General features: G+C 65.0%; 21 protein-coding genes and 1 pseudogene. 11 read left to right on the top strand and 11 right to left on the bottom strand.

Going from position 1 to position 23,872, the window contains the following annotated elements:
• The first annotated feature begins 25 nt into the window (after positions 1-25).
• The gene (locus ACEL92_RS24915) at positions 26-400 is read left to right on the top strand and encodes a nuclear transport factor 2 family protein (protein ID WP_374023238.1); all 375 of its coding nucleotides are present in this window, start codon (positions 26-28) and stop codon (positions 398-400) included.
• A 22-nt stretch (positions 401-422) separates the two neighbouring features.
• Positions 423-1,298, top strand: a complete 876-nt coding sequence (rfbA, locus tag ACEL92_RS24910) for a glucose-1-phosphate thymidylyltransferase RfbA (RefSeq protein ID WP_374023237.1) — start codon at positions 423-425, stop codon at positions 1,296-1,298.
• Here the strand turns inward: rfbA and ACEL92_RS24905 are convergent.
• The 7 genes and pseudogenes from ACEL92_RS24905 to ACEL92_RS24875 all read right to left on the bottom strand — a co-directional run.
• Positions 1,240-2,502, bottom strand: coding sequence for a YibE/F family protein (locus ACEL92_RS24905; protein WP_374023236.1), 1,263 nt, complete (start codon positions 2,500-2,502; stop codon positions 1,240-1,242). The genes rfbA and ACEL92_RS24905 overlap by 59 nt on opposite strands.
• A 34-nt stretch (positions 2,503-2,536) precedes the next feature.
• Positions 2,537-3,826 carry a pyridoxal phosphate-dependent aminotransferase gene (locus tag ACEL92_RS24900; protein ID WP_374023235.1) on the bottom strand — a complete coding sequence of 430 codons (1,290 nt, stop codon included), beginning with the start codon at positions 3,824-3,826 and terminating at the stop codon, positions 2,537-2,539.
• Positions 3,827-3,858: 32 nt separating this feature from the next.
• Complete coding sequence (locus ACEL92_RS24895; RefSeq protein ID WP_374023234.1) at positions 3,859-6,849, bottom strand: heterodisulfide reductase-related iron-sulfur binding cluster; 2,991 nt, start codon at positions 6,847-6,849, stop codon at positions 3,859-3,861.
• A 192-nt stretch (positions 6,850-7,041) separates the two neighbouring features.
• The gene (locus ACEL92_RS24890) at positions 7,042-8,730 is read right to left on the bottom strand and encodes an Hsp70 family protein (RefSeq protein WP_374023233.1); all 1,689 of its coding nucleotides are present in this window, start codon (positions 8,728-8,730) and stop codon (positions 7,042-7,044) included.
• Between the two features lie 55 nt (positions 8,731-8,785).
• Complete coding sequence (locus tag ACEL92_RS24885) at positions 8,786-9,304, bottom strand: hypothetical protein (protein ID WP_374023232.1); 519 nt, start codon at positions 9,302-9,304, stop codon at positions 8,786-8,788.
• Between the two features lie 57 nt (positions 9,305-9,361).
• Positions 9,362-10,264 (bottom strand): N-acetylmuramic acid 6-phosphate etherase, encoded by a 903-nt coding sequence (locus ACEL92_RS24880; RefSeq protein WP_374026375.1) that lies wholly within the window; start codon positions 10,262-10,264, stop codon positions 9,362-9,364.
• 90 nt (positions 10,265-10,354) lie between these two features.
• A pseudogene (locus ACEL92_RS24875) lies at positions 10,355-11,083 on the bottom strand (BadF/BadG/BcrA/BcrD ATPase family protein); the annotation flags it as partial.
• A 55-nt stretch (positions 11,084-11,138) separates the two neighbouring features.
• Here ACEL92_RS24875 and ACEL92_RS24870 point away from each other — a divergent pair.
• The 3 genes from ACEL92_RS24870 to ACEL92_RS24860 all read left to right on the top strand — a co-directional run bounded on the left by ACEL92_RS24870 (position 11,139) and on the right by ACEL92_RS24860 (position 13,375).
• Positions 11,139-11,669 carry a DUF488 family protein gene (locus ACEL92_RS24870; RefSeq protein WP_374023231.1) on the top strand — a complete coding sequence of 177 codons (531 nt, stop codon included), beginning with the start codon at positions 11,139-11,141 and terminating at the stop codon, positions 11,667-11,669.
• 497 nt (positions 11,670-12,166) lie between these two features.
• Positions 12,167-12,514, top strand: coding sequence for a hypothetical protein (locus tag ACEL92_RS24865; protein WP_374023230.1), 348 nt, complete (start codon positions 12,167-12,169; stop codon positions 12,512-12,514).
• A gap of 459 nt (positions 12,515-12,973) precedes the next feature.
• Positions 12,974-13,375 carry a hypothetical protein gene (locus ACEL92_RS24860; protein ID WP_374023229.1) on the top strand — a complete coding sequence of 134 codons (402 nt, stop codon included), beginning with the start codon at positions 12,974-12,976 and terminating at the stop codon, positions 13,373-13,375.
• A gap of 604 nt (positions 13,376-13,979) precedes the next feature.
• Here the strand turns inward: ACEL92_RS24860 and ACEL92_RS24855 are convergent.
• On the bottom strand, positions 13,980-14,327 hold the full coding sequence (locus ACEL92_RS24855) for a DUF732 domain-containing protein (protein ID WP_374023228.1): 348 nt from the start codon (positions 14,325-14,327) through the stop codon (positions 13,980-13,982).
• An 86-nt stretch (positions 14,328-14,413) separates the two neighbouring features.
• On the opposite strand from ACEL92_RS24855, the gene ACEL92_RS24850 reads away from it, so the two are divergent.
• From ACEL92_RS24850 to ACEL92_RS24835, 4 genes are all read left to right on the top strand, one after another.
• Positions 14,414-14,644 carry a helix-turn-helix domain-containing protein gene (locus ACEL92_RS24850; protein ID WP_374023227.1) on the top strand — a complete coding sequence of 77 codons (231 nt, stop codon included), beginning with the start codon at positions 14,414-14,416 and terminating at the stop codon, positions 14,642-14,644.
• Between the two features lie 108 nt (positions 14,645-14,752).
• Positions 14,753-15,148, top strand: coding sequence for a hypothetical protein (locus tag ACEL92_RS24845; RefSeq protein WP_374023226.1), 396 nt, complete (start codon positions 14,753-14,755; stop codon positions 15,146-15,148).
• A gap of 163 nt (positions 15,149-15,311) precedes the next feature.
• Positions 15,312-16,808 carry a serine/threonine-protein kinase gene (locus ACEL92_RS24840; RefSeq protein ID WP_374023225.1) on the top strand — a complete coding sequence of 499 codons (1,497 nt, stop codon included), beginning with the start codon at positions 15,312-15,314 and terminating at the stop codon, positions 16,806-16,808.
• 199 nt (positions 16,809-17,007) lie between these two features.
• Positions 17,008-18,090 carry a GTP pyrophosphokinase family protein gene (locus ACEL92_RS24835; protein WP_374023224.1) on the top strand — a complete coding sequence of 361 codons (1,083 nt, stop codon included), beginning with the start codon at positions 17,008-17,010 and terminating at the stop codon, positions 18,088-18,090.
• A 265-nt stretch (positions 18,091-18,355) separates the two neighbouring features.
• Here the strand turns inward: ACEL92_RS24835 and ACEL92_RS24830 are convergent, their stop codons facing one another.
• The 3 genes from ACEL92_RS24830 to ACEL92_RS24820 all read right to left on the bottom strand — a co-directional run bounded on the left by ACEL92_RS24830 (position 18,356) and on the right by ACEL92_RS24820 (position 21,965).
• A complete protein-coding gene (locus tag ACEL92_RS24830) occupies positions 18,356-19,345 on the bottom strand; it encodes a hypothetical protein (protein WP_374023223.1) in 990 nt (329 codons plus the stop codon).
• A 199-nt stretch (positions 19,346-19,544) separates the two neighbouring features.
• On the bottom strand, positions 19,545-20,039 hold the full coding sequence (locus tag ACEL92_RS24825) for a hypothetical protein (protein ID WP_374023222.1): 495 nt from the start codon (positions 20,037-20,039) through the stop codon (positions 19,545-19,547).
• Between the two features lie 165 nt (positions 20,040-20,204).
• A complete protein-coding gene (locus tag ACEL92_RS24820; RefSeq protein ID WP_374023221.1) occupies positions 20,205-21,965 on the bottom strand; it encodes an alpha/beta hydrolase in 1,761 nt (586 codons plus the stop codon).
• A 349-nt stretch (positions 21,966-22,314) separates the two neighbouring features.
• Between ACEL92_RS24820 and ACEL92_RS24815 the strand changes: the two genes are divergently transcribed.
• Both ACEL92_RS24815 and ACEL92_RS24810 read left to right on the top strand, forming a co-directional pair.
• On the top strand, positions 22,315-22,806 hold the full coding sequence (locus ACEL92_RS24815) for a hypothetical protein (protein WP_374023220.1): 492 nt from the start codon (positions 22,315-22,317) through the stop codon (positions 22,804-22,806).
• Between the two features lie 200 nt (positions 22,807-23,006).
• A complete protein-coding gene (locus tag ACEL92_RS24810; RefSeq protein ID WP_374023219.1) occupies positions 23,007-23,336 on the top strand; it encodes a hypothetical protein in 330 nt (109 codons plus the stop codon).
• The last annotated feature ends 536 nt before the right edge of the window (positions 23,337-23,872 follow it).

Raw genomic sequence — 23,872 nt, 5'->3', positions numbered from 1 at the left:
GGGCCCACACGGTAACTTGCACACCATGACCACTTCGGAGATCGCCACCGTCCTGGCATGGCACGACGCGCTCAACGCGTCCGACCTGGAAACCCTGGTGGCCCTGTCGAGCGACGACATCGAGATCGGTGACACGCACGGGGCCGCGCAGGGCCACGAGGCGCTGCGCCGGTGGGCCGCTTCCCGCCGCGGCGCGGCCGAACTCGGGCGCATGTACGTGCACGACGGTGTGGTGGTCGTCGAGCAGAAGCTGAGCGCCCAGGACGACCCCGGCGCCGTGACGACCGCCGCGTCGGCGTTCCGGGTGGTCCACGACCACGTCACGTCCGTGTTCCGGCACGACGACCTGGCGTCCGCGCTGGCGGCCACCGAACTCACCGAATCCGACCTCGTCAATTAAGCGTGGAATAGGGGAGCCACTCATGCGCGGCATCATCTTGGCCGGCGGCTCGGGCACCCGCCTGCACCCGATCACCGTGGGCATCAGCAAGCAGCTGTTGCCGGTGTACGACAAGCCGATGGTCTACTACCCCCTGTCCACACTGATGATGGCCGGGATCCGGGACATCCTGGTGATCACCACCCCGCACGACGCGGCGGGCTTCGAGCGGCTTTTGGGCGACGGTTCGCAGTTCGGGATCGACATCAGCTACGTGACGCAGGAGCGGCCCGACGGCCTGGCCCAGGCGTTCGTCCTCGGCGCCGACCACATCGGCAACGACTCGGTGGCTTTGGTGTTGGGGGACAACATTTTCTACGGCCCCGGCCTGGGCACCAGCCTGAGCCGCTTCCAAAGCATCAGCGGCGGAGCGGTTTTCGCCTATTGGGTGGCCAACCCCTCGGCGTACGGTGTGGTCGAGTTCAGCGACGACGGCATGGCGCTGTCGTTGCAGGAGAAACCCCAGACCCCGAAATCCAATTACGCGGTGCCGGGCCTGTATTTCTACGACAACGACGTGATCGAGATCGCCAGGGGTCTGAAGAAGTCGGCGCGCGGCGAGTACGAGATCACCGAGGTCAACCAGATCTATCTGAGCCGGGGCAAGCTGTCGGTCGAGGTGATGGCCCGCGGAACGGCCTGGCTCGACACCGGAACCTTCGACTCCCTGCTGGACGCCAGCGACTTCGTGCGGACGCTGGAACGACGGCAAGGCCTGAAGGTCAGCGTCCCCGAGGAAGTGGCGTGGCAGCAGGGCTGGATCACCGACGAGCAGCTGGCCGAGCGTGCTAACACGCTGCTCAAGTCCGGGTATGGTGGCTATCTGCTGGATCTGTTGGAGCGGAGCCGGTTTCACTAGGCTTGGCCAGCGCCGCGGCGATCGCCGTCGTCAGCGGCACCGACAGCGCCAGCGCGATGCCGCCCACCGCGGACCGGGCGATCTCGATGGCGACACTTTCGCCCGTCAGCACGTCGGTCAGCGAACGGTTGGCTACGCTGAACAGCAGCAGCAGCGGCAGCGAACTCCCCGCGTAGGCCAGCACCAGCGTGTACACCGTGCTGGCGATGTGATCCCGGCCAACCCGGATGGCGCCCAGGAAGATCGCGCGCCGCGAGCCGCCGAGGTGGGCCAGCTCGAAGACCGTGGAGGCCTGGGTCACCGTCACGTCGTTGAGCACACCCAGGGACCCGATGATGAAGCCCGCGAGCAGCAGGCCGCTGATCGACACGTTGCCCAGGTAGGCGCTGACGGTGGCGTTCTGGTCCTCGGACAAGCCGGTCAGATGCGCCAGTTGGATTGCGGCCCACGATAATCCCGCCGCCAGCAGCAGCGACGCGAGCGTGCCCAGTAGCGCGGCGCTGGTTCGCAGGCTCACGCCGTGAGCCAGGTAGATGACGGCGTACAGGATCGTCGCCGCGCCGACCAGCGCCACCGGAACCGCGGGCGCGCCGTCGCGCAAGGCCGGTAGCAAGAACACCACCAGGACCAGAAACGCGACCCCGACGCCCAGCAGCGCGAGCAGCCCGCGCCAGCGGGCCACCGCCACGATCACCACCGCGAACGCGACGGCCAGGGCCACCAGCGACCAGCCACGTTCGAAGTCGTAGAACGCGTAGCTGGTGGCGCCCTGGTCGTCGACCTGGCGGACGAGCCGAATGTGGTCTCCCACCGCGAATTTGGGCTGGCCCGGGCCGGGGGAGGACTCCAGCAATGTGTTGGCCCCGGTGTTGGGGCCGGAGTCGATCGCCACCTGTGTCAGCACGCAGCGGCCCGCGCCCGGGGGCGCCGGTTGCGGCGCGGTGGTGAGGACCTGGCTGACCGATGGGCTCCCGCAGTCACCCATGCCGCTGGACAGCACATGCCCGGCCTGGGTGCTCACCGCGCCGCCGGCCGCATTCTGGAACGGCATCGGGATGTCGACGTGCTGGCGACTGGGCCACAGCGCGATGGCGCCGCCGAGTACCGCCACCCCGATAGCTACCAACAACCCGACGACGATCCGGGCGGGCAGCGATTCAACCGGGGCCGGGCCGGGCGGGCCGTGCGAGTGCGAGTGCGTCACCGGTCCACCGTAGAGGCGCCGGCTGCGAACTTGCTTACTGGCGATAGGCGACCAGGAAGTTGCCCAGCCGCTCGATCGCGGCGGCGAGATCGCGGGACCACGGCAGCGTCACGATGCGCAGGTGATCCGGTGCCGGCCAATTGAATCCGGTGCCCTGGGTGACCAGGATCTTCTCCTGCAACAGCAGGTCGAGGACGAGCTGTTCGTCGTCGGCGATGTCGTAGACCTCGGGGTCGAGCCGGGGGAAGGCGTACAGCGCGCCCTCGGGTTTGACGCACGACACCCCGGGAATCTCGTTGAGTTTCTCCCACGCGACGTCGCGCTGCTCGAGCAGCCGCCCACCGGGCAGCACCAGGTCTTCGATGCTCTGGTGGCCACCGAGGGCCACCTGAATCCCGTGCTGGGCGGGCACATTGGGGCACAGCCGCATGTTGGCCAGCAGGTTGATGCCCTCGATGAAGCTCTCGGCGTGGTCCTTGGGGCCGGTGATCGCCAGCCAGCCCGCGCGGTACCCGGCGACCCGGTAGGCCTTGGACAGGCCGTTGAAGGTGAGGCACAGCATGTCATGCGCCAACGAGGCCACGTTGATGTGCCTGGCGTCGTCGTAGAGGATCTTGTCGTAGATCTCGTCGGCGAGCAGCAGCAGTTGGTGCTTGCGCGCCAGCTCCACCATCTGGGTCAGGACCTCGCGGCTGTACACCGCGCCGGTCGGGTTGTTCGGGTTGATGATGACCAGCGCCTTGGTGCGCTCGCTGATCTTGGACTCCAGGTCGGCGATGTCGGGCTGCCACCCCTGCGTCTCGTCGCACAGGTAGTGCACGGGTGTGCCGCCGGCCAGCGACGTCGACGCCGTCCACAGCGGGTAGTCCGGCGACGGGATCAACACCTCGTCGCCGTTGTCCAGCAGCGCCTGCAGCGTCATCGTGATCAGCTCGGAGACGCCGTTGCCCAGGTAGACGTCGTCGACGTCGAACCGGGGGAAACCCTCCACCAGCTCGTAGCGGGTCACCACCGCCCGGCGCGCGGGCAGGATGCCCTGCGAGTCGGAGTAGCCCTGCGCGTATGGCAGCGCCTGGATCATGTCCCGCATGATCACGTCGGGGGCCTCGAAGCCGAACGGCGCCGGGTTGCCGATGTTGAGCTTGAGGATGCGGTGCCCTTCGGCCTCCAGCCGCGCCGCGTGCTGGTGCACCGGCCCGCGGATCTCGTACAGGACGTCCTGAAGCTTGGACGACTGCGCGAAGACCCGCTGCCGGTGATGGCCGGAGGCGTGCAGGGGCAGCTGGTGCGTGGTCACGTCCTTAATGGTGCCACCACTGTCCACCGAAATTTGCTGTCAAGCGGCAAATTCCCAGGTCAGCGCTTGCCCGGCGGCCGGGCCCCGCGCGCGATGCCCAGGCCCTTCACCGGCTGCGCGGGCGGCTCTTGCTCGCCGTCCGTCTGCTTTGCCGGCTCCGCTTTGGGCGCGGCCTCGGCCTCGGGTTCCTCGGCTTTGGGTGCCTCGGCCTTGGGTGCCGCGGCCTTGGGTGCCTCGGCGGCCGGCGCGGCCTTCTTGGCGCCCGGGCGCTTGGCACCGGCGGCGATCCCCAGCCCCTTGACCGGCGCCGCGGGCGCCTTGTCCTCGGTCTCGGCCTTAGGCGCAGCGGCCTCGGCGGGTTGAGCCTCGGCCTTGGGTGCCGCGGCCTTGGGTGCCTCGGCGGCCGGCGCGGCCTTCTTGGCGCCCGGGCGCTTGGCACCGGCGGCGATCCCCAGCCCCTTGACCGGCGCCGCGGGCGCCTCCGCGGGCGCCTCCGCCTTGGCCTCGGCCTGCGCGGGCGCGGCCTTCTTGGCGCCCGGCTTCTTGGCCCCGCCGGCGATGCCCAGCCCCTTGGCGGGCGCGGCGGGCGCGGACGCCTCGGCCTTGCCGTCCCCGGCGGGTTCGGCCGCCTTCTTGCCGGGCTTCTTGGCCCCGCCGGCGATGCCGAGCCCCTTGACCGGCGCGGCGGGCGCGGCGGCGGCCTCGGACTTCGGGGCCGCCTCGGCGGGCGCCTCCTCGGTCTCCTTGGCCGGTGCCTCGACCGTCGCGGTGGCCTTAGGTGCCTGCGCCGCCCGCTTCTCGGCTTCCTTTGCGGCGGTGCCCTTCTCCGGCAGCGTCGCCTTGTCGTAATCGAGCGAGCCGAGCAGCACCTGGGCGACGTCGAGCACCTCGACCCCGGTCCGGCCGGCCTCCTCGGAGCGGTCGTTGACACCGTCGGTGACCATCACCCGGCAGAACGGGCAACCGGTCGCGATGGTGGACGCCCCGGTGGCCAGGGCCTCGTCGACGCGTTCGTGGTTGATGCGCTTGCCGATGTGCTCTTCCATCCACATCCGCGCGCCGCCCGCGCCGCAGCAGAAGCTGCGTTCGGCGTGGCGCGGCATCTCGGTGAGCGTCGCGCCCGCGGCCCCGATCAGCTCGCGCGGGGCCTCATACACCTTGTTGTGCCGGCCCAGGTAGCACGGGTCGTGGTAGGTGATGTCCTGAGACACCGGGCTGACCGGCACCAACTTGTTGTCGCGGATCAACCGGTTGAGCAGCTGGGTGTGGTGCAGCACGGAGTAGTTCGCGCCCAATTGCCGGTATTCGCGGCCGAGGGTGTTGAAGCAGTGCGGGCAGGTGACGACGATCTTGCGGTCGACGGTCTCGGTGCCCTCGAACACCCCGTCCAGCGTCTCGACGGCCTGGGCGGCCAGCTGCTGGAAGAGGAACTCGTTGCCCGAGCGTCGCGCGGAGTCGCCGTTGCAGGTCTCGCCGGCGCCCAGCACCAGGTACTTCACGCCGGCGACGGCCAGCAACTCGGCGACGGCCTTAGTGGTCTTCTTGGCCTTGTCGTCGTAGGCACCGGCGCAGCCCACCCAGAACAGGTACTCGTAGCCGTCGAAGCTGTCGACGTCCTCGCCGTAGACCGGCACGTCGAAGTCGACCTCGTCGATCCAGTTGGTCCGGTCGGAGGCGTTCTGGCCCCACGGGTTGGCCTTGGTTTCCAGGTTCTTGAAGAGGACCGACAGCTCGGACGGGAATTCGGACTCCATCATCACCTGGTAGCGGCGCATGTCGACGATGTGGTCGACGTGCTCGATGTCCACCGGGCACTGTTCGACGCAGGCGCCGCAGGTCACGCAGGACCACAGCACGTCGGGGTCGATGACGCCGCCCTGCTCCTCGGTGCCCACCAGCGGGCGGGTGGCCTGCTCGGGTCCGGAGCCCAGCACGCGGCCGAAGCCCGACTCGGGCACGTGGTGCGCCTCGGCGTGCTTCTCACCGGACAGCTCCTCGCCGAGACCGCCCTCCGGCGTGTTCTCGGCGGGCGACTCCTTGTCACCCAGGATGTAGGGCGCCTTGGCCATCCAGTGGTCGCGCAGATCCATGATGACGAGCTTCGGCGACAGCGGCTTGCCGGTGTTCCACGCCGGGCACTGCGACTGGCAACGCCCGCACTCGGTACAGGTGGCGAAGTCCAGCATGGCCTTCCAGCTGAAGTCCTCGACCTTGCCGCGGCCGAATTCGGCATCGTCCGGCGGGTTTTCGAAGTCGATCGGCTTGCCGTCGTGCTCCAGCGGCAGCAGCGGCCCCAGCCCGTCGGGCAGCCGCTTGAAGATGACGTTGATCGGCGCGGTGAAAATGTGCAGGTGCTTGGAGTGCAGCACGATGATCAGGAACGCCAGCATGACCGCGATGTGCAGCAACAGGGCCGTCGTCTCGATGATCTCGTTCGCGGGCTGCCCGAGCGGACGCAGGATGGCGCCGAACAGCTGCGACAGGAAGGCGCCCTTGCCGTAGGGCAGCGTGCCGTTGTTGACCGCGGACCCGCGGACCAGCACGTAGGTCCAGATGACGTTGAAGATCATGAACAGCACCAGCCAGGCGCCGCCGGTGTGGGAGCCGTAGAACCGCGACGAGCGGCCGATCTCGCGGGGGCTGCGCAGCAGCCGGATGATGGCGAAGGTGGTGATGCCCAGGAAGACGGCGGTGGCGAAGAAGTCCTGCAGGAAGCCCAGCGCGTCCCAGCGCCCGATGATCGGGATGTGGAAGTTGTCCTGGAAGAGCAGGCCGTAGGCCTCGATGTAGACCGTCAGCAGGATGAAGAAGCCCCACATGGTGAAGAAGTGGGCCAGGCCGGGGATCGACCATTTGAGTAGGCGGCGCTGCCCGAAGACCTCGGCGATCTCGGTCCAGATTCGCCTGCCCGGGTCGTTCGTGTGGCCGGGCGCCGGCTTCCCGGACGTGACCAACTTGAACAGCCACAGGACGCGCCGGGCAGCGAGTGCTGCCACGACCAGCGTCATGCCCATGCCCACTATCAGTCTGATGAGCATTTGCGTCGTCACGGAAGGTCTCCCCAATGCATCGTTGATTCAGCCTGCGATTTGTTTGCCTGCTTAGCCCTGCTCATAGTTACATCTCCGCAGCTTCCGCCGCGAGAAAGGCTGCCCTAAGTTGGGAGCTCAGGCCGCCCGTGGCCTGCCTCGTTAGGGCGGCGCGGGGGTGTGAGCTTCGTCGCCGTGACCTGCGCCACCGCGTCAGGGCCGGGGCTGGGGCACGAAGGGCGGCAGTAGCGGCCGAAAGCGGGTCGTCGTGGGCGCCGCGGTGGTGGTCGCCTGCGATGTGGTGGGTGCCTGCGACGTCGTCGTGGGCGCGGCGGTCGTGGTCGTCGGCGCCGCCGTCGTGGTGGTGGTCGTGGTCGGCGGCTCGGTCGTGGTGGTGGCCGGCGGCGGCTCGGACGACGACGGCGGCGGCGGGGGTGGGGGGAGGACCGTCACGGTGGTGCTGTTGTCCGGCCCGGTGATGGTCACGGTTTGCGACGTTTGCGGCGGCGCCGGCTGGCTCGGGGTCGTGGGTTTGGGCGGGCTGGACTTCGTGAGCCCCAGGTTGATCGCCAACAGGACGGCCACCAGCACCGCCGCCGCGGCGCCGGCGACGGTCAAGACCAGCGCCGTGCGCTTGTACCAGGGCAGCCCGCCACCCCGGGCCGGGTAGCGGCTATCGCCGTCGTCGTCGAAGGTCCGTGCCGCGCCGGCATATTCGCCGGTGGCGTCCCGCCCGGTGTAGGGCACCGGTTCGTCCGCGCCGTCGGCGTCCTGGGACCAGGCCAGGGCGCCGTCCACGTCGGTGGCCTGGGCGGCCCAGGCGGCCTGCGTCATGTCGATCCCGCCGGTGCCCACCATCTCGGTCGGCGTTTCCACGACGGCGCCCGCGGCGGTCGGGACACCCGCCGACGCCTGCTGGTCGCCGAGCGTCGCCGCGCCGATGGCCGCGCTGAACGCGGGCTGCGGCGCGGTGTGGACCGGCACGCCGAAGCGCCCTGACAGCCGCGCCGTGAGGAGTGGGATGGCGGCGCCGCCGCCGGCCGTCGCGACCGCGGCCAACTTCGGAATCCCGTTGCGGCGCAAGGCTTCCTCGAGGACATTGAGGAATCGGTCCAGCGGTTCGGAGATCAGCTGCTCCAGGTCGGTACGGGTCAATTGCGTGCCCGCGACCGAGGCGGTGGCGGCGGTGGACAGTTGCTCCTTGGCGCGCCGGCACTCGCCGAGCAGCCGGCTCTGCGACCCGATCCGCACGGTGCTGCCCAGGTCGGCCATGGTGTCGTCCGAGGCCCGCAGGCGGCCGAGCACCAGTTGATCTATTCCGTCGCCGGAGAAATCGGCGTAGCGCACCGACGGGCCGATGCGGGCGAAGTTGGCCCCGGCGTTCATCAGGCTGATGCTGGTGCCGCTGGCGCCGAAATCGCACAACGCGACGACGCCCGCGGTCGGGAACCCCGGTCGGCCGCGCAGCGCGGCGAGCGCGGCGGTGGCGTCGGACACCAGCACCGGGGCCACCCCGCCGCGGGCGAGATCCGGCTGGGCGAAGAACTCCTCGCGCAGCGCGGTGAACTGCGCGTCGGACCAATACGCGGGCACGGCGATGGTGATCGGTGTCCCGTAGCCCACGGCCCGGGCCATGGCCTCGATCGCCTCGACCGTCAGCACCTCGCCGAGGTACTTCGTCCCGTCGGGGGCAACCACGGGGGTTCGGTCGCCGACGCGCTCGACGAACCCGCGCAGCACCATCCCGTTTTCGGTCAGGTTCGGGTTTTCCTCGGGCAGGCCAACTTCGGTCGGTCGGTGCTCGAAGAGGGTCAACACGGCGCTGCGGACCACCGGGGCGCTACCCGCGCGGGCCGCCACCAAGTTGGCCGCCCCAATCGACAGCCCGAGCGACTCGCTCATGCCCCGCACCCCACTTCCGATCGCCCGGTGGTCCTCACCCTAGCGGTCGAGGGGGTCAGCGCAGGCCCGGCGGGACCGTGATCACAGTGGGTACGCCCGGAATCGTGATCACCGACGGCACCTGGGGCAGGTGATGCCGATGCGTCGGCTCCTGCTGGCCGGGTTGACGCGTGGGCTGCTGCCCCGTCGGCTGCTGTGCCGGCGGCTCGACCGCGCCGCTGGTGCTCGGGGTCGTCGTCGCGGTGGTCGTCGGCGGGGTCGTGGTGGTGGTCGTCGTCGTGCTCGTGCTGCTGGTGCTCGGGCTGGTGCCCTGCCCGCCGCTGAGCAGTTCGGTGATGCCGTAGACGATCAACCCGATCAGGATGATGACGAATACCAGCCAGGCGATGAGCAGCGGCGGCCTGCGGTACCAGGGGGTGGGTTCGGTGTCCAGGTCGCCGAACGCTTCGGGCTGCTCGAACCCGGCGGCGGGGTTCACCGGGGGTTCGCCGGTGGTGGGCGGCTCGGCGACGCCGTAGTCGGCATGCCGGGTCGCCTGTTCGTGGAAGTCGTCGGGTGGGCCGTTGCGTGCCACGGCACCGATGGTACTGATGCCGGCTGCCAACGTCGTGAGCCCTCGGACGTCGGCGCCTCAGTTCCCACCGAGCGCGTCCCGCACGCGTCCCCGCGCCCGGTCGAGCCGGACGACGGCCTCGGCCGCGTCGACGCCCGCGAGCAGCGCGACGATCGCCGTCTTGGCGTGACCTCCCGCGGCGCCGAGCGCGGCGGTCGCGGTTTCCTCGTCGACACCGGCCGCATCGCGCACGATCCGCACCGCGCGGCGGCGCAGCTTCGCGTTCGTCGGCCGCACGTCAACCATCCGCGGGCCGTAGGCCTTGCCGAGCGCGATCATCACACTCGTCGAGAGCGCGTTGAGCGTGACTTTCTGAGCGGTTCCCGCGGTCAGCCGGGTGGATCCGGCGAGAACCTCAGGGCCGGTGAGCAATTCGATCACCACGTCGGCCGATGCCTTGCTGCCGCGGTTGTTGACGATCGCGACCGCCAGCGCGCCCACCGCGCGCGCATGCTCGAGCGCCCCGAGCACGTAGGGCGTGCGGCCCGACGCGGTGATCCCGACGAGCGCGTCGGCGGCGGTCAGGCCGGCGAGGTCGGCGGGGTCGAACGCGTCTTCCGCGCCCTCAATGGCCTCGGTCAGCGCCACCGGCCCGCCGGCGATCACACCGCGCACGAGGTCGGTGCCGAACGTGGGCGCACACTCGGCCGCGTCGAGCACGCCGAGGCGTCCGGGCGTCCCGGCGCCGGTGTAGATCAGCCGGCCGCCCCGCTCGAGCCGCGCGGCGATCGCTTCGGCCGCCGCGGCGATTTGCGGCACCGCCGCCGCCACCGCATGGTGCGCCTCGCCCTCGGCGGTGACGAGCAGCGCGACGACCTCCCCGATGGGCCGCGCGTCGAGGTCGTGCAGACCCGGACGCACGGCTTCGGTCGCGAGTGTGTCAAGTCCTTGCGCATCAACGGTTTTCGGTGCCGCCTGCACGCGGATCACGTGCGGTTCGTGGATCGCCCCCAGCCGCAGCGCCCCGTCGAGCGCGTCACCGGCGGCGGGGACGACGTCGAGCCGCTCATGCAGCGCCTTGAACTTGGCCAGGCCGCCGACCATCGCGACCGGGCCATCCCCGGCCGCGCGAGCGGTTGCGGCGAGCGCCTCAGCCGCCGCGCCGACGATCGCCAGCGCGACGGCGTCGCCCCGCGCGGCGAGGACGTCGGGTGCGAAGGACGCGAGCTCGGCGGCGCCGGTGAGCCGCGCGGGCCAGGTCTGCGGAGCGCCGAAGCGGGCGCGGGCGGCGTCGAGCAGCGAGGTGGACGGGCCGCGGCCGTCGTGCGCGCGCAGCGCCGCGCGCAGCCCGGCGGCGCCGATCCACCCGCCGCCGCCCTCGTCACCCAGCCACAGGCCCCAGCCGTCGGCGCGCCGCCACCGACCATCCGCATCGATCGCGAGCGCCACGACGCCGGTGCCCGCGATCAGCACGACGCCCGGCTGCCCGTCCAGCGCGCCGGCGTGCGCGGTCACGGCGTCGCTGGTCACCGCGACGCGCTCCGCACGCAGCGAGGTCAGCAGCGCATCGCCCAGCGCACGCGCCGCGTCCGGCGCCGCCTCCGCCCCTGCGGCGCCCACGATCACCTCGTCGACCGCGCCGAGCTGGCGTGCTAATTGGCTGGCCACGTTAAGGATCGCCGCCTCCGCGGCCCGCACGCCGCCGGGCGCCGCCAGCCCCGGCGCGCCCGGTCCCTCCGCCCGGCGGCCGCGTGCCGACGCGCGGCACGACGTCTTACCCAAGTCGACGGCGAGGATCACCGCACCATCCTCGATCGGTCCGGTCCGCGTGTCGACTGCCGGGCAGACTGGTCGGGTGGGGCGGGCGTTGCTGACCGTGGGGCACGGGACGGCCGACCGAGAGCGGCTGGGGGAGTTGCTTGCCGGCGCCGGAGTTGGGCTGGTCGTCGATGTGCGGCGATATCCGGCCAGTTGGACGAATCCGGATGTCCGGCGGGAGGCCCTGGAGAGTTGGCTGCCCGAACGCGGCATCGACTACCGGTGGGAGCCCCGCCTGGGCGGCCGGCGCCATGTCGCGGCGGGAGATGAGGAGCCGGACAGCTGGTGGACGGTGGCCGCATTCCGGGCGTACGCCGCATACACCCGGACCCCGGAGTTCGACAGCGCGCTGGACGAGGTCCTGGGCGACGCGGCCCGGCGCACCACCGCGGTGATGTGCAGCGAGAGCGTCTGGTGGCGCTGCCACCGCCGGCTGATCGCCGATGTAGCGGAGCTTGGCCGCGCGGTGCCGGTGCGACACCTCATGCCGGATGGCCGGCTGCGCCCGCACCGCCCCGCCGACGGCGCTCGCCGCCGCGCCGACGGCCACCTGGTATGGGACGGCTGAGTTGGCGATCGGCGGTCCGGACTAGAACGTGTTGACCTTGTCGAGGCTGACGAACCTATCTGGGCGTTTGGTGCGCCAAGCTGCGTTGGTAGTGCTGCGAAGTTGCAGCTCAGACTGTTGGCTCTGATGGCTTTGATGAATTGCCGCTAGTTCTGCTGCGGACGGTCTGCGGACGATTGCCGGTAGCGGACAGCCGCACCCGGAGTTCAGATCGACAGGACCAGCGCCGCCTTGCGGCCGGTTCCGCGACGGCGTGGGGCTGGTTGGCCCGCTGGTCATTCCCGGCACGACCAGCTGCCTGGTCAATCCCTAGATGGAAACCCCACCCCGGCACCATTCGGGAATCGGATGCGGGCCGCAGTGAACCCGCCGCCAAATCACACTGGTCACAGCATCACAATGTGCACACCCCACCGCCAAGTCACAGCAATTACAAAACGGGACACGAGCCGCTGAGTCACGTTAGGCTCAAACTGATTGGACTTGTGGAACGTTCCGTGGGGGACGCCATGTGCAGACTCTCCATCCTCCTTGCATTCGTCGCGTTCCTGGCCCTGGCACCGCCGGTCTACGCAGATGTCTACGCCGGGGGTTACGACGTCAGCGGCTGCACAATCAGTTGGGAGCGCCAGGACGGCGGCGAGGGCACTATATCGAGCAAAAACTGTATTGACGGTTTCTTAGCCCTCGTCCACAACAGCCAGCTAGTCAGCCACCCCACTGGCGGACAAACCAGCGATCGTCAACTAGTGAGCGACGGCATGATCGCTTCCTGGGCCTACCGCAAAGGCGGCTATGGCATCGATCGCAGCGCTGCCGGGTGCGTCGTCTCGACGACACGTTGACCGGTGGAAAGACCGCCGATCCCTATGACGAGCTTGTCACATTGGCCATCGTGAGCTTGTGCGAGGCAGGCGGACTACACCCCTACACGCCGGGGACGTGATCGTGGTTTTGTGAACTAGCGAGCCACCGTGGTCCAACGGCTTCGAGTGGCAATCAGCTCCGGGAAGAAGCCATCGCGGCGCAGCTTAGCGTCCTCTGTCATCACTAGGAGCGCTGCCAGGCCACACCATTTCGTGTGATCCCGCTTGTGGATCGTGGTCGAAGGCCGTCAGCTCGGGATCTGGTCGTCACAGAAGTGGTGCCCATCGGCAACTAACGCGAAAGTGCGCAGAATTCAATTTAGATATTTTTGACACCGTCTTTATTGACATCGTATCGCTTCGGCATTGGCCAAACGTACTATTTGTGGAAGAATAGAGCCATCGATTACCTCCGCATTCGGCTGGCGAGAAAAAGCAATGACCATATCCGATCCCTACCTCGCGTCCATCGAAGAGTTTGTGACGAGCATGATGGACGAGGCGACGAAACTCCCTCAGGAGGCCGTCGAACCCAAGGAACCGCGCTGTCGAATCTGCCGTGACGAGACAGTCCGCGTTCACGTCAACGAGTTGCTCGACTGGCGTGGTGCCCCAATCTATCTCAGCCTTGGCGGCAAGGCTCACACGGTCACCTATATGGATATCTTGCGCGAGGTGGAGCCCTTGAATGCGGGTCGTGACGAGAGGCACCGGATAACCTATGACAGCCTTCGAATCCACGCCAAGCGGCACCACGACCCGGCCGGGATAGCGGACTATTGGCAAGCTCGGATCGACAAAATGCTGGGAATGCGACCAGGGAATAACAAGGTGCAGTGAATAGTCCAAACAAGTACCAGTAAGTACGGAAAATCCCGGTAAGTACCAGAATTCCCGGCCGGGTTGCACTCCCGTTTGACACTGATGTGGTTTGCATTTGACCGGGCATGGTCTCTGACCAGACCAGGACTCAAGCATCGGTTCGTTTGCTACTCGGGTGATGAGTCGTGGCACCGCTAAAGCGGTGGGTCAGTGGGCGGCGCTGGGACACCAATAGCACCAAGCCCATGGTGGCGGCGGCCCTACCGGCCCTGGTGGTGGCGGGGCCGGATTTATCTGTTCGCAGCGCCAGTGGTCTCGGTTGAAATAGTTGTTGCCGTAACAGCCGTCGGCAGGGGTTGCCAGCGCGACCGGCGCCGACGTCACCAGAACAACGAAGGCCGACAGCGCGGCGACGCCCCAAGTGATCATTTTCATGGGTTCTCCGAGAATCATTGTTTCCCCAAGAAGTGGACTGAAGTGCAGGCCAGGTTGCCGGGTGAACCACCCTCTCGCTCGCAGACGGCCAGCCGAAGCCCATGCATCGCCCATCGGTGTGGTTGCGACGAGGATGAGTGACGCGGTCGCGAATTCCCGGAGTCCCAGCCAACGGCCGGGACGGTCTTCACGACGTTACCCCGGGGCATAGATCCTGCAGTGCGGCCCTGACAAACCTATTTGCACGATCCTGGTCGAGGTGGTTCTTGGTGCTGAGAAGTCCAGCCTCCAAACTGGGCGGCTGACCAGAAGCCACATCCATGCAGACCTGGTAGCCAGCATTGATGGTGTGTGAGTTGACAGGGATCCCGGTATTGGCGACGTCCTGCAGGAAATCATTCTCTCCCTTGTCGGCGTGGCCCACGGGGGCTAGAACTATCGAGCTGGCGACAATGACGGTCGGGCAGACGGCCGAGATAGTCGCTGCCGTGATCAGGGCGCTCCGGATACCGAGCGAGGCTCGCTTTTGAGTCATTGGGTTCGGCCTTCCCGACGTCGATGAGCGGCCCCCCAAAATATCCTAAATTGGGATAGGATCTGCCTGCAAGGTGCGCTGGCCAGGTGGAGAAATCCATCTACTCGGCGGAGTACCAGGAGCTATGTACCGTACTGCGGCAGTTGCGCAAAGAAGCTGGACTCACCCAGGTGGACTTAGCCAAGCTGCTAGATGTTCCTCAATCGTTCGTCAGCAAGTACGAGATCGGTGAGCGTCGACTCGATGTCATCGAACTCCGTCATGTTGCCAAGGCGATCGGCACGACTGTCGAGGTCATAATTTCGCGTCTTGCATGACCCGAGTCCCGCTCATTCTGCTGCGAGTGTCGAGAGTCGCTAGTTACGCTCGGAGCCGTGATTAGGGGGATCGCGTCGGCGGCCAGTGGGGCGGCTTGCCTTGCATTCATGAGTGGGGTGGTCCCTTCGGCCCTCGCCGACCCCGGCCAGTACGTCCGAACTCAGTCGGGGCAAGTGCGTTGTTTGGTGATGGTGAATGATCAAGGGCACGGCGGGGGCCCGGCAGTCGCTTGTGAACATGGACCGGGCTTCCCCCAGGCTCCTATGGGTCAGTACGGCAATCACCTCGACCTCGCGGTCATCCATGCTTCGGGAGCTTTCAATTGGGATGACGGAAATATCGGCGGCGGTGGTGAGCCGCAAAACGACTTGGTACTGAACTACGGCCAGGCATACGACATCCAGGGATGGAAGATTCTGCCAAGCAGTGACGGCACACGCTTCACGAACGACGCCACCGGGCACGGCATGTTCGTCAGCATCGATAGCGTCTCCTCATTCTAAATGCCTGTGTTGCAAGCGATTTCGTTCGCACAGGCACCTCGACTCGAGGCGGATAAACACCGGACCGAAGTAGGCGGGACGACTAGGCCGACGCCGGGCTCAAATTTTCGTTTCCGCAGTCTGGCGGGGCCGAGGTTGCGGGGTCTGATGGGAACGCATAGCAATGGATGAGGTGGCGTTCGGGCGCTACCGGCTGATCGAGGTGATCGGCGAGGGCGGCATGGGCAAGGTCTACAAAGCCCACGACACCGTGATCGACCGCGATGTCGCCGTGAAAGTGTTGTCCACCGAACTAGCCACTGAGCCCGGGTTTCGCGAACGCTTCCGACGCGAAGCCCATACGGCCGCCCGGCTGACCGAGCCGCACATCATCCCCGTCCACGACACCGGAGAAGTCGACGGCCGACTGTATCTGGTCATGCCGATCATCAACGGCACCGATGTAGGCACCCTCCTCAAACGAGAAGGTCCAATGACCCCACAGCGAGCTGTTCGAGTCATTGAACAGCTCGCAGCGGCACTAGACGCTGCACATGCCGCTGGACTAGTTCACCGAGACATCAAGCCGTCCAACGCCCTGATGACCAAAGGGGACTTCACGTACCTGATCGACTTCGGCATCGCCCACGACGCCGCAGCAACCAAAGTCACCAAAACCGGCACCATCATTGGCACTTTGGCGTACATGGCCCCCGAGCGTTTCACCACCGGAGTTGCAGACGCCCGAGCCGACGTCTACTCGTTAGCTTGCTTGCTGCACGAGTGCCTCACGGGCAGCCAGCCCTATCCCGGTGATAGCGCCGAGCAACAGATCACCGCACATCTCACCCTTGATCCACCGAAGCCGTCGACCCTCAACGCGGCTATCCCCGCTGCTTTTGACTACGTGATTTCGCGGGGCATGGCGAAACAGTCAGCGGATCGTTTCCTCTCTGCAGGTGAACTCGCCGGGGCAGCAAGGGCTGCGGCAGAGTCCTCCCAAGCACCAACCGCGTTCGCTTTCTTCCCTCGACAGCCAGTAGGCACCCGCGAGTTCTCGACTCGATGGCCGAATCCGGACGGGACCGGAGAGACCCCCTATGCCGATCACCTTCACGCCCCTCCACCACCAGAGCCCAGGTTCGGACATGGGCGACTGGTACTGGTCGCCGGAGCAGTGGCTGCATTCTTGGCTGCCGCAGCAATAGCAGCGTTCCTGATCTTGCGAAATAACCAGGGGGCTCCGACGAGCGCTTCCGACACGATGTCGTCGACGGCACCGAGTAGCAGCGATATCACGACGGAATCCTCAACCATCCGACCATCCGCTACGAGGACATCGAAGCCTCAAATCTCCCTGCCGGATACCGATGCCCAAGGTTTCGTGGGCTATCCCGGCGGTCGTTGTGATCCGGGAAGCACGCCAGCGCTGATGGGGCGCACCACCCAATCGCTGATCGTGGTCTGCGAAGTCGGACCGGCGAATTACTACTATCGCGGCGTTCGTCTCAGCGACGGCGCCAGCATCGAACTGGCCAACGCCGTCCGGTCTTCGGGCGGATTCGACGTCACCAACCCGGTCGATGGAACTCGCTATCAGGTGCGTCCCAACGGAATCTCAATTACGTCGCCGAGCGGCCAGGTCGACTCCGAACCAATGATCGAGTACGCGGGAAGCTGATCCTCAATGCATAAGCCGACTCTTGTGTCATCGCGGGCATGTCCAGATAGAAAGCAGTGTCGGTGCGCGATTAAAAATCTCCGTTGTACGCATAGCGGTGCTACGAGCCATGCAAAGGCAGAGTAAAGACTTGCCCCAAGAAGCAGCTGAGTGGTCTACGTGTTTGACATATTGAGTGGCACCGGAAGATGGGGAAAGTATGAGCCCGGCAGACGCTAAAGAATACTTCGTTGGGGTGCGCGAGAATCATCGCTTACTAGGGCTATACCTTGAGGGTGTGTTAGGAAATATTTGTGCTCGTAACGAGATTCCGCTCGACCAGATAACTTCCCGCGCGAAAGATATCGAGAGCGCTCTTAAAAAGATGCAGAGCAAGAATTATACATCGCACCGAAGCGTACAAGACTTGTGCGGAGTCCGAGTCGTGGTGAGGCATTTAAGTGATATTGCTAGAGTTCGAGAACTGATTGCCTCTGAATTTCTGGTGCTGGACGAACAGGATCGTAGATCGACTCGGGCGGAAGAGTTCGGATACTCCGGATATCACATGATCGTTAAGTTGTCGCCCGGACGAGCGAGCCTCCTCGAAAATGAAGCGTTTGAAAATTTGCGTGCTGAGGTGCAGATTAGGACAATCCTGCAACACGCGTGGGCGTCGATCAGCCATTCGCTCGACTATAAGAACGAAACGACCGCGCCGTCGGATGCGAAGCGCGCCCTCCACAGAATTGCAGCAATTCTTGAGGCGGGCGACATTCAATTCGATCAGTATAAGGAGAGCATTGAATCGTTAAACGATGGCCCGCAAGGGGATGCAGCAAGACCGAAAGCTCATAACAAAAATATATTTAACGTTGATTCTTTCAAAGAGATAACCAACTTTGATTGGCATGGCTTGAGCGGTTTGGCAGAACAGTGCGGTTGGAGAAAGTTCACTCGGCTCGAAGGTAAGCTGGGCAACAAGCGCGAAACTGAAGCCTTCGAGAGGTTAGTAGAGGCCGTCCAATTGCTCGACTACGCCAACCTATCAGGCCTTGTTGATGAGCGGTTGAAGGTTGATATTTTGCTACTGCAGACAATAGCAGACCAAGGACGGGTCGCTGGCTACGTTCCTTTTGCTATTGGGCCCGATGTATTTGGCTTATACTTGTGTGCCAAGAATCATCAAAAGGCGGTGTTGAGAGCCGACCTATTGGGGGACATATACCGTCCCGAATTACTCGATTCCAGCATCGCAAGTGGGTTCCATTATAGCGGAGATAGTTCGGATAAGATTCGATAGGGTGCAACCTGCTTGACTGGTCCGCAATGTTAAGTTGCGCCGCCGTGCGGCAAACTGGCCGCATATGCGAAACCGCCCGCAAGTGAGCACCGTCGCCCTGGCATCCGTGGCCGCGTCGTCTAATTGTTGGTCTCAGAAAGACCTGGCTTTTCGCGTTGCGCCGTGGGTGCAACCGGGTAAGTACAAGAATCGACGAAACTTCTAGTCACCACAATGCGCAGCTTGCTCCGCAGAACGGTCGCCGTACGGCGATTGGTATAGCTCATTACGCGCACGAGGCAGCTATGCCGATGACCACATCGTTGCGAGCAGTAGGGTCAGTAGTCAGGTGCATGCCCAACTCAATGATCCTGCCGTCGAGCGGATTCCAGGTGCGGTCTGGATAGGTTCGCCCCAGAAGCGGTTCGAGCGAGTCGATGGTCTGTTTCCACAGGTTCAGCCAGTTCCTGCGGGGGCTGACGACGAAGGCGAGTTCAAGCCTGACTGGTCCGCCCCGCAGTTCCGAAGCGTCGGCGACGGCAGCGTGGATCTGCTGCTTATAGGTGACCGTCTGAGTCGATGCGGTCGTTCTTGCGACCAGCACATCCCCTGTCGGCGGGGGGATCTCGCGGGCGGGTTCGATGCGCACGAACGACTGTTCGCTGTGCTGCTTCGTGCACCACACCGACACCAGGTCGGGGTCCTTGAGGCGATAGGCAAGCGGATACGCGTAGTTGTCGAGGTCCGCCATGTTGAGTAGGTCCCGTCCAGTCGGGAGTCCCACATCGAGCCGGAGCGCCCACGGGCCAACGACCCGCAAACCCGCGAGCAGCTCTTCGGTGTCATCGAGATAAGCGCGCAGCCGAACTTGATCGGGATCGTCGGCCTTATTCCAGGATGCCAGCCGAGGCGTGACTCTCAGTTGTTGCTTGTCACCTTCGGGGCGGCAGTACCAGCGCATCGGCGGTACCGCCGACTCCTTCGCAGGCGGCAGAACTTGGGCCGCAACGTTGTAACCGACTTTCGGGTCAGCAGAGCAATATTCGCGAATTAACGTGGTCTCGATTGCACGAGCTTCAGCGTCGGTGGCAGTGTCCGATTCCCACAAGATTTGCTTGCGTACGGCTAGGTCGAGGCGGTGCTCAGCAAGGTCGGAGGATATGGGTTCGTCGGCGCTCGGGCCACCGAAGTAAGAGACCTTCCCAGTCAGGTCCAAGCCGACGTAGATCTTCCCGTTGGGATAAGTGATCTTAAAGACCTGCTTGCGTCGCACCATGGGCCACAGCATAGAGATAACCACCGACATCACCAGTGCAGCTGACCGGCCATGACGTTCAACAGATCGATCGTGAGGGTTAAGGCCACATGTTCTAGGGGTCGGTCCCCCCAAGAGTCATGGCGTCGATAAGGGGAGTCGTTGATGGCTTACCTGATCGGCGATCAGCCAGATCGGTGTCCAATCCCGCTCCGTCGGCTCATCTCGCGGGAGAGGCTTGATTTATAACGGTGGGAACAGGGGTCCCTTCTTTGCGCAAGTTGCCCGGGAAGCACGGCGATGTCCCGATGATCGTTGGGGGCGAACCGGGCGGATAGGCGGCCTTGATTTGCACGACGTAACCGTCGGGGGCGTAGCCGAACCTGTTGGGTTTCTCGAAGCCTTGTCGCTCAAGGACCTGCCAGCCCCAGGCCTTCCAAATGTTTTCCACCTGACTGAAGACGGCGTCGACGTCCGTACCTTGCGGAAGGTTCAGATCACCCCAGTAGGAGTAGTTGACGGGAGAGTTTTTGTCTTTCGGCTCGTCTTCACAGTAGGCGATCCCGGAACCGACCCCGCTGTAGCGGGTTCCATCGACATTGGTTCCGGGGGGGAGCGCGTCCACGGTCTTCTGGATGTAGCGAACTACCATATTCTGCGCTTCTTCTTGGCTCGCAGGTACTTTCGGTGACGGAGCGGCTGGTGTCGACTCCATTGGACCTCCTGGGATCATCGTTGCACCAGACGGTGTGCCGGACGCCGATCGTTTTGTGGAAGTAGGTGACGATCCTGATGAGCACGCCGCGCCACATAGCCCCGCTGCGAGCAGGACGGCCAGCAAGCAAGGCAGCGTGCGGTTGATCGGTTTCAGCATGGGTGTCTAGGGGGTGAAGGTAGGTGCGGTGACATCGACTCTGCCTGCGATGATACGGCCCATATTGTCAAGCGCCGGGTTGCCCGGGTCCCAGTAACTGCTGTGGGCCGCCACTGTCGGCAGGCCGAACGGCCAGCCCGGTCCGGGGGCCGCTTCAAACGGGATGCCTCCAAACTTCGAACTCATGGGGTCCGGGCCTAATGTCATGCCCGTGACGACGCCGATGACGTCGTTTTGTGCTCTAGTGGCAAACACGTGTGCCCCGGGATCGAGGTTGAGGTCGCTAGCATGTCCGGCCAGTACCCCGGGGCTGCCGACCGCGACGACGTTGTTGGCGTCGAGGTGGTGGCCACCGAGCGCCGCCGCGCCCACTTCGGTGGACCCGTAACTGTGCCCGATGACCGTGTTCAGTGAGGGGCCCCCGGTAACCGCGTCGTTGTGGGAGGCGCGCAGTCCGGATTGGAAGTCGTCGAGTGCGGCGGCGCCGTTGTGGGCGTAGCTGGTTGAGGCCGCGTCGACAAGGCTCATTGGTCGGTCGTAGCCCATCCACGTGGTTACTGAGACATCTTGTGGCCGAAGGCTTTTATCGGCGGCAAGCGTAGCCGACAACATCCGCTCAGATTTCAAGGCGCTCGCGTCGAAACGCGTCAGATCTTGGCCCGTACCCGGTACGAAGGTGGCGTCCCGTTTGGCCGTGTCGGGGTTATTGATGGAGACAGCGGCGTGGCCCTTGTCGTCGATGACACCGAGGTATCTCGGCAGTTTTCCGGGCGGCACCTTGTCCGGTGGCGGGCCGAGAGTGCTCTTCACGTTCGAGTACCCATCGCGGGCACGATTGGCGGCGTCCCATTGCCGTCGCCAGTTCAGAAACTCGTTGGTCTTCAGGAACGGCGTCTTCCCATTGGCCCAGTCTGGGTGCTGAGCACGCAGCCGGTCCAGGTCGGCTTGGTTGGCACTCTGTAGCTCGTCGAGGTGGAGCCTGTTGTAGTGGTCGCGATCGACGAAGGGCATGCCCCCGTGGTTGCCGATGAAATGATTGCGATTGTATTCGGCGTCTTTTTGCTCTTGAGTGAGCGAGTTCCACACTTGGGCGAACTGATTGGGGTCATCCGGCAACGGGGGTGCTGGTGACAGTGGGCCCTCTTGCGCCCTAATACCTGCCGGGTCGTATCCCTCAGCTTTGAGGTTTCCCAGCGCGTTTTGCAACGTGCTCGAGTAGCCGTCGCGGGTTGCTTGGAGCTGGCCCAGCGCGGCCTTCGTGTCGCGGATGGCGTCGTCTTCGAGTGAGGTGATGTAGGTGTTGAGCGCGTTTCGGTCGGCCGCGCTGAGGTCGGGGTGCTCGTTTTCTAACTCGACGGCCTCGGCGATCATGTCGTCGAGCCCTTTCAGCTGGGCTTCCAGCGAGGCGATCTGGCCAGCGGCGGCCTTTTGGGCCTCGGCCAACGATGCGGCAATGTTTTCCAGATCCGCACCTATTTTGGGCAGTTGGAGGGACTGCGCCCCAAGGGACTTCGCCACCCGCTGCACTTCAGCGGAGTCGTTGATCGGATGATCACCATCCTGATGATTCCAGGCAGCATCGAAGCGAGAGCGCGCCTGCTCGAAGGCATGGTCGGCTTCGGCGGTGGAGTGGCCCGCAGCCTTAAACGCATTCGCCAGGCTCGAAATCTGCCCCGGCTGGCCTGCTTGCAGAGTCCGGTTGACCGCCCACGGGTCACCGCCCGCGAAGGCGATTAGCGCCGGGATGCTTATGTACTTGAGCTGCATCGAATCGTCAGGAGTTCTCGATTAGCCCGGAATTTCCAGCGGGGCTGCAGTTGCTGACGACTGGTCGGCGACACGACGCTGCGGTCCTGCACTGATACGCATCGCAACCCCTTCCACGCTGGCGCCAAGACTACTGGCGCCGACCTGCTGGTCAATTCACCTTTCGAGGCGGGCGGTGTGCCGGTGTTGGCGGTCTATATCGCCCGTTGCCTGAGATGGTCATCGAAGCGGATATCGCAGGGTTCGCGACGCGCCGATCAGAGTCCTTCAAAGCCGCCGCGCTGGGTCCTATTCTGCGGACGCGTTGTTAGTTCGCCGACACGGCCGGGCGGGATTGGAGCTTTCGCGGGTGGCTGAGCAAACGTCCGACAAGCGTTTAGAGCTCGCGTATGACGCGGCCCAGAAGAAATTGGCGATGCAGGATACGACTCTCGGTAACGTGCGAACGCGAGCCAATACCCTGCTTGCGACTGCTGCGTTGTTCACCTCGTTCTCAGCAGGCATAGGACTGCTCAACAACGATCCGACAAAGGGCGCGGTCTTTCCGTCCTGCGCGAGCGTCGCGCTGCTGATCATCGTGGTCCTACTCGGCGGCTGCGTGTTTTACGTGGTTTGGACAGCGACGGGATGGCACTTCGTGCCCTCGGCGTCAATCATCATGGAGAACATTCGAGCTAACAAGACCGAGGACCAGATTCGGACACTCATTACCGACGCAATGATCCAGGGTGGCAAGGAAAATCAGCCAAAGCTCGACCGACGCCAACTCGCGTTTCGCGTAGCGGTGATTCTTCTGGTTGCCGAAGTCGCATTACTGGTATGGGTTCTGATTGTGAGGTAGGTCGTTTGACGTGACAGATTACGAAACAACATCAATGACCCTAGCGAGGAGGCGGAACATCGTCGCCGCGAGAAGGAAGAGAGCCGAGAACAGGAAGAGAAGGAGCGACCAGACATCGTGACGATACGGCGCGACTTCTTCTGTGCCCCTTGTTGTTTCGTAGTTCACACTATCGCCATTGAAAATGGGACAGGTATAGCGTGACGGACACCTGGGGCAACATCCACAGGGCTGCCCATAAGGGGCCAGCCGCCAAGAAGTCGCCTGCCAAGAAGGCGGCGACTAAGAAGGCGGCCAGCAAGGCCGTCGCCAAGAAGGCGCCGGTCAAGAAGGCGGCCAGCAAGGCCGTCGCCAAGAAGGCGCCGGTCAAGAAGGCGGCCAGCAAGGCCGTCGCCAAGAAGGCGCCGGTCAAGAAGGCGGCCAGCAAGGCCGTCGCCAAGAAGGCGCCGGTCAAGAAGGCGGCCAGCAAGGCCGTCGCCAAGAAGGCGCCGGTCAAGAAGGCCAGCCCGAAGAGGTCGGGTAGGCGATAACCGGCCGTAGAGCTAGAGGTCGCGATACTAGTCGATACTCACCGCAGCCACTGCTGCATCACCGCCTCGGGCTCGACGTATCGGATCCGCGTTCTTTGGCGCGCAACGTAAGTCGTGCCCATTACCTTGTCACGGTACCGCAGTTCCGTGCGATGAGACCGTTGGCCGCACGGTAGAACCGGGCAGCGACCTCAAGTGTATCGAGTGCGAAATCCCAAGCCGCCGATCTCCACAGAACGCAATGCGGCATCGATGACCACGCCGCCCAGCGCTGGCGACCAAGGTTGTCAGTTAACCCCTGCGCGGCGGCAACGACGGGGCACCCGTGAACGCCTCGTCTTTCACATCGGCCCATCGATGCGCTGGCGCGTGCTGCTTGCGTGAGACCCCTGACTGGCCGGTCGGCGGCTACGTATTGCCACGTCACTAACTCCTCGACCAAATGTTTGGAATTCTTCACAGACCGGCAACCGTTATGCAAAGCGGCGACCTGGCAGGGTTACGGCAGCACCCGCCAGGCACCTCGCCGGAAGCAC

The organism is Mycobacterium hainanense, assembly GCF_041890355.1.
In the GTDB taxonomy this organism is placed as follows: domain Bacteria; phylum Actinomycetota; class Actinomycetes; order Mycobacteriales; family Mycobacteriaceae; genus Mycobacterium; species Mycobacterium hainanense.
Note: the sequence above shows the minus strand (reverse complement) of the source record. Positions and strands in the feature narration are given on the sequence as shown.